The 12,020-nt window shown below is 66.8% G+C and carries 12 protein-coding genes and 1 tRNA gene; 9 read left to right on the forward strand and 4 right to left on the reverse strand.

Going from position 1 to position 12,020, the window contains the following annotated elements:
- The first annotated feature begins 39 nt into the window (after nt 1–39).
- Together QMX82_RS04335 and QMX82_RS04340 are read left to right on the forward strand one after the other, a co-directional pair.
- The gene (locus tag QMX82_RS04335; protein ID WP_282281350.1) at nt 40–843 is read left to right on the forward strand and encodes an MOSC domain-containing protein; all 804 of its coding nucleotides are present in this window, start codon (nt 40–42) and stop codon (nt 841–843) included.
- A complete protein-coding gene (locus QMX82_RS04340) occupies nt 840–1,736 on the forward strand; it encodes a S66 peptidase family protein (RefSeq protein ID WP_282281351.1) in 897 nt (298 codons plus the stop codon). The genes QMX82_RS04335 and QMX82_RS04340 overlap by 4 nt, the downstream gene beginning before the upstream one ends.
- A 15-nt stretch (nt 1,737–1,751) precedes the next feature.
- Here the strand turns inward: QMX82_RS04340 and QMX82_RS04345 are convergent, their stop codons facing one another.
- Nucleotides 1,752–3,605, reverse strand: a complete 1,854-nt coding sequence (locus QMX82_RS04345) for a pyruvate kinase (protein ID WP_282281352.1) — start codon at nt 3,603–3,605, stop codon at nt 1,752–1,754.
- A 212-nt stretch (nt 3,606–3,817) separates the two neighbouring features.
- Here QMX82_RS04345 and nadA point away from each other — a divergent pair, with 212 nt between their 5' ends.
- Nucleotides 3,818–4,876 carry a quinolinate synthase NadA gene (gene nadA, locus QMX82_RS04350; protein ID WP_187981338.1) on the forward strand — a complete coding sequence of 353 codons (1,059 nt, stop codon included), beginning with the start codon at nt 3,818–3,820 and terminating at the stop codon, nt 4,874–4,876.
- 16 nt (nt 4,877–4,892) lie between these two features.
- On the opposite strand, the gene QMX82_RS04355 is transcribed toward nadA, so the two are convergent.
- Nucleotides 4,893–6,332, reverse strand: a complete 1,440-nt coding sequence (locus tag QMX82_RS04355; protein ID WP_187978986.1) for a M48 family metalloprotease — start codon at nt 6,330–6,332, stop codon at nt 4,893–4,895.
- A gap of 96 nt (nt 6,333–6,428) precedes the next feature.
- Between QMX82_RS04355 and QMX82_RS04360 the strand changes: the two genes are divergently transcribed.
- Nucleotides 6,429–6,683, forward strand: a complete 255-nt coding sequence (locus QMX82_RS04360) for a sulfurtransferase TusA family protein (protein WP_282281353.1) — start codon at nt 6,429–6,431, stop codon at nt 6,681–6,683.
- On the opposite strand, the gene QMX82_RS04365 is transcribed toward QMX82_RS04360, so the two are convergent.
- Entirely contained in the window at nt 6,684–7,157 is a 474-nt protein-coding gene (locus tag QMX82_RS04365) for a redoxin domain-containing protein (protein ID WP_133859407.1), read from the reverse strand. It abuts the gene before it with no gap.
- Nucleotides 7,158–7,179: 22 nt separating this feature from the next.
- Nucleotides 7,180–7,740 carry a glycine cleavage system protein R gene (locus QMX82_RS04370; protein ID WP_007162770.1) on the reverse strand — a complete coding sequence of 187 codons (561 nt, stop codon included), beginning with the start codon at nt 7,738–7,740 and terminating at the stop codon, nt 7,180–7,182.
- Between the two features lie 153 nt (nt 7,741–7,893).
- Between QMX82_RS04370 and dapA the strand changes: the two genes are divergently transcribed.
- From dapA to QMX82_RS04395, 5 genes are all read left to right on the forward strand, one after another.
- A complete protein-coding gene (gene dapA, locus QMX82_RS04375; RefSeq protein WP_187978988.1) occupies nt 7,894–8,772 on the forward strand; it encodes a 4-hydroxy-tetrahydrodipicolinate synthase in 879 nt (292 codons plus the stop codon).
- A 14-nt stretch (nt 8,773–8,786) separates the two neighbouring features.
- Complete coding sequence (gene bamC / locus QMX82_RS04380) at nt 8,787–9,971, forward strand: outer membrane protein assembly factor BamC (protein ID WP_208694769.1); 1,185 nt, start codon at nt 8,787–8,789, stop codon at nt 9,969–9,971.
- Nucleotides 9,910–10,668, forward strand: coding sequence for an MBL fold metallo-hydrolase (locus QMX82_RS04385; protein ID WP_282281354.1), 759 nt, complete (start codon nt 9,910–9,912; stop codon nt 10,666–10,668). The genes bamC and QMX82_RS04385 overlap by 62 nt, the downstream gene beginning before the upstream one ends.
- A gap of 158 nt (nt 10,669–10,826) precedes the next feature.
- Nucleotides 10,827–11,537: a phosphoribosylaminoimidazolesuccinocarboxamide synthase gene (purC, locus tag QMX82_RS04390; RefSeq protein ID WP_007162774.1), complete on the forward strand. Its 711-nt coding sequence runs from the start codon at nt 10,827–10,829 to the stop codon at nt 11,535–11,537.
- An 80-nt stretch (nt 11,538–11,617) separates the two neighbouring features.
- Nucleotides 11,618–11,707, forward strand: a tRNA-Ser gene (locus tag QMX82_RS04395).
- Nucleotides 11,708–12,020: the final 313 nt, after the last annotated feature.

Here is a 12,020-nt window from a genome sequence, read left to right on the forward strand (position 1 = left end):
ACACTGACGGCCTTTGTCCGCCGCCAGGAAGCCGCGCCCATGTCGCACCTCAGTGCCCTCTATCGTTATCCCGTCAAGTCGACGGCCGTGGAATCCCTCGTCCAGGCGGAGGTGGATGCCCTGGGCCTGGTGGGTGACCGCCGCTGGATGGTGGTGGATGCCGACACCGGTCGCTTCCTGACGCTGCGCCAGCTGGCGCAGATGAATCACATCGAGGCGCGCTGGCTGGCCGCCGATCGGTTGCGCCTGAGCGCGCCGGGCCGGACGCCGCTCGACGTGGCGGTGCCGGATACCACCGCCGAACACCTCGGCGTGAACATCTGGCGCGACACCCTGCAGGCGCCGGTCGCCGCTGCGGCGGATGCCTGGCTGAGCGACTTCCTCGGTCGCCGCTGCCGCCTGGTGCACATCGCCGAGAGCCATGCCCGCCAGATCAATACCGATTTCGCCGAGCCGGGGCAGAAGGTGCATTTCGCCGACGGCTTCCCCTTGCTGCTGACCAGCGAGGCCTCCCTGGCCGATCTGGTGGCGCGGGTAGGCAAGCCACTGGACATGCTGCGCTTCCGGCCGAATCTGGTGGTGGAGGGTACGCCCGCATACGCCGAAGACGGCTGGAAGCGCCTGCGCATCGGCGCGGTGGACTTCGCCGTCGCCTGTCCCTGCTCGCGCTGCATCGTCATCACCCAGGATCCGGTGACCGGCGAAAAGGACCCGGATCGACAGCCGCTCACGGCCTTGCGCGAATATCGCTTCCAGGACAATCGCATGCTGTTCGGCATTAACGTCATCCCCCTGGGGCGCGGCACCCTCGAAGCCGGCATGCCGGTGGAGGTGCTGGAATGAATCCCGTGCGGCGTGTGGCGCTGGTCAGTCCGGCGGGTGCGGTCAAGGAAGAGCTGGTCACGGCGGCGATCAAGCAACTGCAGGCCGCCGGCATCGAAGCGGTCCTGGGCGAGCAGGCGCTCAGGCGCCATCGTTATCTCGCCGGTACCGCCGAGGAGCGCGCCGCGGATCTGCACTGGGCCTTCAGCCAGGCGGACGTGGATGCGGTCTGGTGCCTGCGCGGCGGTTACGGGTCCGCGCAGTTGCTGCCCTGGCTGGACTGGTCGCGGCTGTCCAGCAGCAAGGGCCGGCCGCTGATCGGCTATTCCGACCTGACGGTGCTGCTGGAGGCCTTTCACCGCCGCGGTCTCACCGCCATTCACGGCCCGGGCGCCCTGGATTGGGGGCGTCGTGACGAGGATCCGGCTACCCAGGCGGCCCGTACCCGCTCGCTGGACTCGGTCCTGGAGCTGTGCGCCGGCAGCCGTCCGGCCTGGCAGCTGGAACGCCTGGCCGGTCCGGCCCAGGTGCCCGCCGGTGAACTGATTGGCGGCAACCTGACCACCCTGGCCAGCGTGGTCGGGACCGCGGCGGCGCTGCGCCCCCACGACGGCGCCATCCTCATGCTGGAAGACGTCGGCGAGCCCTACTATCGACTGGAGCGCAGCCTTTGCCAGTTGCTCGGCAACCTCACCGAGCACCGCATTGGCGCGGTCTGCCTGGGTACCTTCACCGACTGCCCGCCGCGTAACGTCGAGCAGTCGCTGGAAGAAATCTTCGCCGAATGGCTGGCGCCGCGTGGCATCGCCCTCTATCGCGGCCTGCCCAGCGGCCATGGCCCGGAAAACCAGGCCTGGCCCTATGGCGCTCGCGTGCGACTGGAAGCGGGTCGCCTGCAGGTGCTCCAGGCCTGACCAGCCCCGGGCGGATCAGTCCGCCCAGGGCGAAGCCAGTTCCAGCTTGCGCAGCAGCTGGCGCTTCTTGCTGTTGTAGCCCTGCATCCGCACCAGCAGTTCATCCAGGGTGGCGACCGCCTTGAGGATGTGCGGGCCCTTGTTGAGCATCACGCATTCGGCGCGGACCCCGGTGGCGGCATCAGTGATCTCAGCACGCGAAGGCGAACCCTTCTTGGCCAGGTTTTCCAGCACCTGGGTCGCCCAGATCACCGGCACATGGGCCGCTTCGCACAGGCAGAGAATGTCTTCCTGCAGCGCCGCCAGGCGCTCGAAGCCGCCTTCCACCGCCAGATCGCCGCGGGCGATCATCACGCCGAAGCCGCCGCGCTGCATGCCCGCCAGCAACAGGGCGGGAAGGTTGTCGAAGCCCCGGCGCGTTTCTATCTTCAGCACCACACCCAGGTGCTCGGCCTGCAGGCGCGCCAGTTCCGCGAGCAGCGCGCGGACGTCGTCCGCGCTGTTGACGAAGGACATCTCGATGCCGTCCGCATGCTCGGCGGCAAAGGCCAGGGCCGCGAGGTCCTGTTCGCCCAGTGCTGCCAGCCGCAGGGTGCTCTGGGGAAAGTTGATGCCCTTGTCGCCCTTGAGCTTGGCGCCGCCCGGTGCCTGGGTGATGCGGATCTGCAGCGCGTCCTGATCGGCGCGTTCGATCAGCCCGCCGATCTTGCCATCGTCGAACCAGACCGGCTCGCCGCTACGGACGTCGGCGAATACCTGGGGCAGGGTGCAGCCCAGGGTGGCGGGGGTCAGCAGGCGCCCGCCGCTGTCCTGGCTGGCGGGCCGACCGGGCGTCTGGTCGGCGGTCAGGATCAGCAGATCGTCCTCGGCCAGCCGCAGGGCGCCCGGCTGCGGGGCGAAGTCGCCGATGCGACTGTGCCGCCTGCGCCCATCGCGCTCGACGCTCAGGCGCAGGCCGGGCGTGAGGTAGCTGGTCCTGGTCGCCTCCGCCCAGCAGCCTTGGTCTCCGACCTCGACGACCGTCCAGCGCCGCCGCGCCTGGCGGGTGTCCCTCAGCTGGATTCGCTCGCCCGCCCGCAGGCCAGCTAGCCAGCGTTCGCCCACCTGGAAGCTGGCGGCCGCCGGGGAGGGCGCCGGTCGCGGCCGGCGGCGGCCGGTCAGCCAGACCCGCGCCGGCTGACGGACGCGGCCCTGGGCGTCGCGCTCGGGCTTGACCTTCTTCACCGCCACGCCCGTGGCGATGGGCCCGGTGCGCAGCTTGGGGCCCGGCAGGTCCATGAATACCTTGCAGGGCTGGTCCAGCTCCGCGCTGGCCCGCCGCACGTGTTCGATCATGCGCATCCAGCTGGCCGGTTCGTCGTGGGCGCAGTTGATGCGCGCGCAATCCATATGGCCCGCCAGCAGGTCGCGTACCAGCGCATAATCGTCTGCGGCCTCGCTGGGCAAGGTGACCATGATGCGTACCTCCCGCGCGGCGGCGGGCGTGCCGAACAATGCCCGCGCATGGTCTGCCAGGGGGTTGGCGGCCCTGGTCGTCGGCCGCGTCGCCGGGCGGCCACCGAGCAGGCGCTCCAGGGTGTTGATGAGGGTCGCCAAGGTCGGCAGCACGGCGGCTTCGGAGCGCCCCAGGGACGATAGCCCCAGGGCGGAGAGTTGCAGCTGCAGGCCATGCAGATCGTTGTCGCGCAGCGCCAGATAGGCGAGCAGATTCTGGGCACTGGCGCGGTAGGCGGGATTGAGCGCCTGCCGATCCAGCCGCGGCTCGGCGGCGGCCTGCTCCAGGGCACCCCGCAGGGCGCGTAGCTTATCCAGCAGGGTGGCGAGAGCCTGCTCGAGGGTTCGGGAACGCGAGGTCGAACGGGACGGCACGCTAGATCTCCAGCAGAGGGCCCAGGCGAGACGCTCACCGGGCGTTCCTGTCTCGGACCCATGGCCGCCGCAGAAGTGAAAAGCCAAGTGTTGCCAGACATTAGCGGCAGATGGCCACTGTTGGCGACGGCTGCCGCTGGCGCCCATAGGGAGTCGGCGAGGATGCTGCTATGATGCGCGGCCTTGACGACCCCCGTTTTCAGGTACCCGCCATGGTGCAGATTTCCGAACGTCTCCTGGTCCAGGCCCATCTGGCCGCCAAGCAGCCCAAGGCGCTCGGGCCGGACGAGATCGCGGCCTACAGGACCGCCATCGCCCGCGAGCTCAAGGCGCAGAACGCGGTGCTGCTCGCCCACTACTACACCGATCCGCTGATCCAGGCGCTGGCCGAGGAGACCGGCGGTTGCGTCGCCGACTCCCTGGAGATGGCCCGCTTCGGCAATCGCCACCCGGCGTCCACCGTGGTGGTGGCCGGGGTCAAGTTCATGGGCGAGACGGCCAAGATCCTCAACCCGGAAAAGCGCGTGCTGATGCCGACCCTGGAGGCCACCTGCTCCCTGGACCTGGGCTGCCCGGTGGAGGAATTCTCCGCCTTCTGCGACCAGCATCCCGAGCGCACCGTGGTGGTCTACGCCAACACCTCGGCCGCGGTGAAGGCCCGCGCGGACTGGGTGGTGACGTCCGGCTGCGCGCTGGACATCGTCGAGCACCTGATGGACAACGACGAGACCATCCTCTGGGCCCCCGATCGCCACCTGGGTCGCTATATCCAGCGCGAGACCGGCGCCGACATGCTGCTGTGGGAAGGCTCCTGCATCGTCCACGAGGAGTTCAAGGCCAGCCAGCTGGAAGACCTCAAGCGGCTCTATCCGGAGGCGGCCATCCTGGTGCATCCGGAGTCGCCCGAGGCGGTGATCGAACTGGCCGACCATGTCGGTTCCACCAGTCAGATGATCAAGGCGGCCCAGACGCTGCCCAATCGCCAGTTCATCGTCGCCACCGATCGCGGCATCTTCTACAAGATGCAGCAGGCCTGCCCCGACAAGGTCTTCATCGAGGCACCCACCGCCGGCAACGGCGCCGCCTGTCGCAGCTGCGCCCACTGTCCCTGGATGGCGATGAACACCCTGGAGCGCACCCTCAACTGCCTGCTCGACGGCTCCGGCGAGGTGCTGGTCGATCCGGCGCTCATCCCCCGGGCGGTCAAGCCGCTCAAGCGCATGCTCGACTTCACCCAGGCGCTGCAGCTGAAGGTCAAGGGCAACGCCTGAGGGCGCTGCCCGGGCTCTATCGCAGGATCTCTTCGCTCAGCTTGCGCTGGGCGATCATCTCCTGCTGGCGGGCGTCGATCCGCGCGGCCAGCTGATAGTTGCTGGCGGCGCGCTGCTTGGCGAAGCCCAGTTGCTGGATCGCCTGGTTGTAGTCACCGGTCAGGGCGAAGTACTCGGCTCGTGCCTGGTGCACCCCGACTAGATCACCGGCCTGGCCGCGAACGTCCGCCGCCTGATTCCACAGGTCCGGATCGATCGGCCGCTGCTTGATCAGTTTGTCGAGCAACTGGCTGGCGGCCTTGGCCTGCTTGGTGCGGCCGAGCATGTCCACCTGGGCCAGACTCACGGCCAGATCGTCCGGATAGAGGTCCATCAGCCGCTGCACGCGTTTCTGGGCGTCAGGCAGGCGATTGGCGGTGATGTCCAGATCGACCTGGGCGAGGTTGTAGCTGATGTCGTCCGGGGCCTTGCGCAGCAGCGGCGCGAGGGTGTCGCGCGCCTCGTTGAGCTGGCCCTGCTTGGTCAGTCCCATGGCCAGACCATAGCGCACCGGATCGTTGTCCGGCGCCTCCTGCAGCTGGGCGCGATAGCGCTTCACCAGCAGGCCGGCGGTCTCCTCGAAGTACATCTGGGTGCGCACCTTCATCAGCTGGAAGCGCTTGCTGTCCTCGACGCCGCCCTTGGGAAAACGCTCGGCGCGCGCCTGGGTATCGGCGATCCGGCTGTCGGTGACCGGGTGGGTCAGCAGAAACTCCGGTGGGGTACGGTCATAGCGATACTGGCGGGCGAGCCGACCGAACATCTCCGGCATGGCGCGCGGATCGTAGCCGGCGCGCTCAAGATTGACGATGCCGACGCGGTCAGCCTCCTGCTCGTTGAGGCGGGAAAAGCGCAACTGGCTCTGGATCGCCGCCGCCTGGGTCGAGGCGATGGCGGCGATCCCCACGTCGCCACCGCCTGCCGCGGCCGCAACGATCCCGGCGAGCAGGGCCGCCATCAGCGGCAGCTGCATGCGTTGCTGGTTTTCCACCCCGCGGGCGAAGTGGCGCTGGATCAGGTGACCCAGTTCGTGGGCCATGACCGCCGCGTACTCGGCTTCGGTTTCCGATTTGAGGAACAGCCCGCCATTCACCCCGATCACCCCACCGGGCGCGGCGAAGGCGTTGATCTCGGGATCCTTGATCAGGATGAAGACCAGGCGGTGATCCTGCAGGTCGCTGGTCTCGGCCAGCTTGTAGACGGTCTGTTCGACGAATTGCTTGAGCTGCGGATCGTTGATGGTCGGGACCTGGCCGCGGAGCATGCTCAGCCAGGCGCGGCCCATCTGAAACTCCTGCTCGGGCGAGACGATCGAAGAGCTGGCGTCGCCCAGCGACGGCAGATCGTTCGCCCCCTGCGCCAGAAAGGGCGCGGCGAGCAGCGCCAGGGACAGCAGGGCGGGGCGCAGGACGTTCATGGCAAGACTCGTGGCCGCAAAAGCGCTACTTTAGCGGCCCGTCGTCTGGGTGCCTAGCAACCCCGGGCACTGACGCAGCCCCCAATGGAGAATCCCATGGCCGATCTGAGCCAACCCTACACCGGCGCCGTGACCGCCCAGCTGGACGCCAGCGGCCTGAGTTGCCCCATGCCGCTGCTCAAGGCCAAGCTGGAACTCAATCGGCTGTCTTCCGGCGAGGTACTGGCCGTGGTGGCGACCGATGCCGGTTCGCAACGCGACTTCCGCACCTTCGCCAAGCTGTCGGGCCATGCTCTGGTGGGCGAAGAGGTGACGGGGGAGACCTTTCGCTACTGGCTGCGCAAGGCCTGATCAGGCCTGGTTGAGTGCCTGGGCGGCGGCCAGCACCTCGGCGACATGCCCGGGGACCTTCACGCCGCGCCAGATCTGGCGCACCACGCCTTCCCGGTCGATGAGGAAGGTGCTGCGATCCACACCGATGTAGTCCTTGCCATAGAGCTTCTTCTGCCGCATCACGTCGAACAGCTGGCAGAGGGTCTCGTCCTTGTCGCTGATCAGCTCGAAGGGAAAGCCCTGCTTGGTGCGGAAATTCTCGTGGGTGCGCAGGCTGTCACGGCTGACGCCCAGAATCAGGGTATCGGCCGCCTGGAACTGCTCGTGCAGATCGCGAAAGCCCTGGCCCTGGGTGGTGCAGCCGGGGGTGTTGTCCTTGGGATAGAAGTACAGCACCGCCTGGCGACCGCGCAGGCTGGCGGGCGAGACCTCGAGGCCGCTGGTGGCCTGGGCCTGGAAATCCGGAAGCGGTTGGTCGAGGGTCACGCTCATGGGCAGCTCCTTGCGGGTTCGGTCAGTTGCTCTGCGGCCGCCAGGGCTCGATCAGGGCATCCAGATTGAGGGCGTCGGCGAAATCGAGGAACTGATCGCGCAGCCAGCTGATCTGGGTGCCGGCGGGCAGGGTCACGGTGATGGTGGCGTTGAGCATGGTGCCGCCGGTCTGGGGCGCCTGGTAGGAATCGCAGACCAGATTTTCCACTTCGATCTTGTGGTCGGCGAAGAACTGGCAGAGTTCGTTGAGGATGTCCGGGCGATAGGCGGCGCTGACATAGACGACGTACGGCAGGGCCTGGGGACGATTCTCCAGGGCGGCGCTGCGGGTGACGCCGACGGTGAAGCCGTGGCGCTTGCCGAGGCCGGCGAGGCCGCCTTCGAGGCGCGCCAGGCCGTCCCAGTTGCCGGAGACCTGCAGGATCAGCGCGCTGTATTCCCCGTGCCGGCTCAGCCGGCTGCTGACCACCGCGCAGCGGTTGTCCATGCAGCTGCGGTAGAGCACGTTGGTCAGCTCCATGGGATTGGCGCCCAGCGCACTGATGACGAGAAATTGTTCGCGAATCGGGGGGGTAGCGGACATTAGGGTTCCTGGCAGGGGGAGATACAGACTGGCAAAGGCGGAAGGGTAGCGAAAAGCGCTCGCGGGGGGAATGCCCGTTGGGGGCACGTTGCTTGTGCTGGCGCAGAGGCGTCAGTACCATTACCGCTCTCTTTTTCCGGCAGGAGCGGTTGCATGATTGCGGGGAGCATGGTGGCGCTGGTCACCCCTATGGACGCCCAGGGGCGTATCGACTGGGACAACCTGACCAAGCTGGTGGACTTCCATCTCGCCGAAGGCACCGACGCCATCGTCGCGGTGGGCACCTCGGGCGAATCCGCCACGGTCGACGTCGACGAGCACGTGGCCGTGATCCGTCATGTGGTCGAGCAGATCAAGGGCCGCATCCCGGTGATCGCCGGCACCGGCGGCAATTCCACCCGTGAGGCCATCGACCTGACCCGCGCCGCCAAGGACGCGGGCGCCGACGCCTGTCTGCTGGTCGTGCCCTATTACAACAAGCCGACCCAGGAAGGGCTGTATCAGCACTTCCGCATGATCGCCGAAACCGTCGCCATTCCGCAGATCCTCTACAACGTGCCCGGCCGCACCGCCTGCGACATGCTGGCCGAGACCGTCGAGCGGCTGGCCAAGGTGCCGAACATCATCGGCATCAAGGAAGCCACCGGCGACCTGGCGCGCGCACGCGACATTCTCTCCCGGGTCAGCAAGGACTTCCTGGTCTACTCGGGCGATGACGCCACCGCCGCCGAACTCATGCTGCTGGGCGGCAAGGGCAACATCTCGGTGACCGCCAATGTCGCGCCGCGCGCCATGAGCGAACTCTGCGCCGCCGCCATGCGTGGCGATGCCGACACCGCACGCGCGCTCAACGAAAAGCTGATGCCGCTGCACAAGAATCTGTTCATCGAATCGAATCCGATCCCGGTGAAGTGGGCCCTGCATGAAATGGGCATGATCGACGCCGGTATCCGTCTGCCGCTGACCTGGCTCAGCTCGCGCTGCCACGAAGTGGTACGTCAGGCCCTGCGTCAGGCGGGAGTGCTGGCGTGATTAGGAAGCAGTCGATGAAACGTGTTCTGGGTTTGACGACGCTGGGTCTGGCCGTGGCCACCGCCAGTGGTTGCAGCTGGGTGTGGGGCGAGCATGGCTATTTCCGCGATCGCGGCAATGACTACCTCGAATCCCGCGAGACCGGCCCCATGCAGGTGCCGACGGATGTCCAGGCCAAGCCGATGGATCCGCTGTTGCCGATCCCGGCCAATGTGGCCGATACCCAGAATCGCTCCTATGGCTTCGAAGTGCCGAAACCCCAGGCGCTGGCCGTCCAGGGGGGTGGCAACGAGCAGTTCAGCGTGCAGCGCAGCGGCAATGCCCGCTGGCTGGCCGCCCAGAAGGTCCCGGCCAATGTCTGGCCGGTGGCTCGTCAGTACCTGACCGACAATGGCTTCCGCATTGCCGAAGAGCGCCCGCAGACCGGTGAGATCATCACCGCCTGGCAGGCGCCCACCGAGCTATCGACGCCGCTGGCGCGCAGCCTGAGCACCAACGGCCGCCTGCAACCGGGCAACGAGCTGCGGACCCGCCTGCGCATCGAGCCGGGCGTACAGTCGGGCAGCAGCGAGATCTTCCTCCAGACCCAGACCCGCAGCCAGGGCAGCTCCAGCGAGCCGTCCTGGTCCAGCAGCCAGAACAGCTCGGCGCTCGATGACGCCCTGCTGAATCAGGTGCTGGCCGGCCTGGACCGCAGCGAGCAGGGCAGTGGCTCGGTCTCGCTGCTGGCCGCCGGTGGCTACGACACCCCGGAGCGCGTGACCTACGAGGTCGACGGCAGCGGCGTGCCCATGCTGGTGCTGGAAAGCGATCTGAATCGCGCCTGGTCCAGCGTGGGTCGCGCCATCGAAGGCGCCGACATCCGCGTCGACGACATGGATCGCAGCCTGGGCGTCTACTACGTGAATATCGCCGAAGGCGCGCAGAAGCCTGAAGAGCGCAAGCCGGGCTTCTTCGGCCGCCTGTTCGGCAAGGGCGAGACCAAGGAAGAGGAAGACGCCCGCGCCCGGCGCTTCCAGGTGCGCCTCACCTCGGTGGGCAACACCGTCCAGGTCACCCTGGACAAGACCATCAACACCGCAGCACCCCAGGACATCGCCGAAGGCGTGCTGAAAAAGCTTCAGACGAGCATGCAATATGCGCTTCGCAATCCTGGGCAGCGGCAGTCGGGGCAACTCGACCCTGGTGCACAGCCATAACAGCTATGTGCTGATCGACTGCGGCTTCTCCCTGCGGGAAGCCGAACGTCGCCTGGCCCGGCTGGGTGTGGTACCTGCCCAGCTGGATGCCGTCCTGGTCACCCACGAACACTCCGATCACGTGCAGGGCGTCGAGCTGCTGGCACGCAAGCACGGGGTGCCGGTCTATTACAGCGCCGGTACCGGGCGTGGCCTGCGCAAGCCGGTGGCGGCCCAGGGGCTGCTGGTGGACGGCGAACGGCTGGTGCTGGATGCGCTGGAAGTGACCGTGGTGCAGGTGTCCCACGACGCCCTGGAGCCGACCCAGTTCGTCTTCGACGACGGCCGCAAGCGCCTGGGCGTGCTCACCGATCTCGGCGAGGCGACCCCAGGCGTGCTGGCGCATTACCGCGGCCTGGATGCCCTGGTGATCGAAGCCAATCACGACAGCAACATGCTTGCCGCAGGCCCCTATCCCTATCACCTCAAGGCGCGGGTCGGCGGAGTGCGCGGGCATCTCAACAACCGCCAATCGGCCGATCTGGTGATGGAGCTGGCCTGTCCGGGCCTGCAGCATCTGGTGCTCGCCCACCTGAGCGAGAAGAACAACAACCCCTGGCTCGCCCGCGCCTGCTTCACCAACGTGCTGGGCTGCGACGCGGACTGGCTGCAGATCGCCGATCAGCAGCAGGGTCTGGAATGGCAGGCCATCGCCTGAGGTGCTGACCAGGTTTTTCTTTGGCGGCCGGGCGCTGCTGTACGGCCAAAAGATCCACGATCCTATGTAAACTGCGCTTCCCGGCTGTACTCGTTCCGAACCGGTCGTCTCACCTGCGTTCGTCCACAGCCTGCAAGCCATTCGAACCGGAGTCCAAGATGGAAAAACGCGCAGAACTCTACCGTGGCAAGGCCAAGTCGGTATTCACCACCGACGATCCCGATCGCCTGGTCCTGTTGTTCCGCAACGACACCTCTGCCTTCGATGGCGAGCGCATCGAGCAACTCGAGCGCAAGGGCATGGTGAACAACAAGTTCAATGCCTTCGTCATGCAGAAGCTGGAAGCCGCCGGTATCCCCACCCAGTTCGAGCAGCTGCTGGGCGACAACGAATGCTTGGTCAAGAAGCTCGAGATGATTCCGGTGGAGTGCGTGGTGCGCAACTTCGCCGCCGGCAGCCTGGTGCGCCGCCTGGGCGTGGAAGAGGGGCTGGAGCTGACGCCGCCGACCTTCGAACTCTTCCTGAAGAACGATGCGCTGCACGACCCCATGGTCAACGAAAGCCACGTCCAGGCCTTTGGCTGGGCCACCCTCGACCAGTTGGCCGAGATGAAGGCGCTGACCTTCCGCATCAACGACATCCTCAAGCAGCTGTTCGATGACGCCGGCCTGCTGCTGGTGGACTTCAAGCTGGAATTCGGTCTGTTCCACGGCAAGGTCGTGCTGGGCGACGAATTCAGCCCGGACGGCAGCCGCCTGTGGGACAAGGAAACCCGCAAGAAGATGGACAAGGATCGCTTCCGCCAGGGTCTGGGTGGTGTGATCGAGGCCTACGAAGAGGTCGCCCAGCGCCTGGGCGTCCCGCTCTAAACGCAAGCCGCTGATACCAGAGCTTTTTTTGCAATTGCTTGTTCGCTTTTGTCCGCATGGCTGGTATCATGCGCCGCGTTGGAGAGATGCCGGAGTGGTCGAACGGGACGGATTCGAAATCCGTTGAGTCAGCAATGGCTCCTAGGGTTCAAATCCCTATCTCTCCGCCAAATCTGAAAAACCCCGAGCGTGCCAGGCACCTCGGGGTTTTTTATTGGCCGGATTTTGGCTCTGGATAGGTGGTTTGCCCCGGTCTGACGCGGATTGTTTGGGAAGCAGGACCGCCGGCATCTGGTATCGAAGCTGGACGAAGCCGCGGCCGGTTCGGCAGCCAACGCAGCGATGTCCGTGGCAGCTGCATGCCGTCGAGCGGTAGTGATCGGCGGCCGGGAATGGCTGGACGCCTCGGGCAAATGGAGCGATGCTGGAAAGGTACGCCTCAGAGCGTGCGATCTCCGATGGCCGAGCAGCAGGCGGCAGCCG

Source organism: Pseudomonas sp. PS02302 (genome assembly GCF_029959585.1).
In the GTDB taxonomy this organism is placed as follows: Bacteria; Pseudomonadota; Gammaproteobacteria; order Pseudomonadales; family Pseudomonadaceae; genus Chryseomonas; species Chryseomonas aestiva.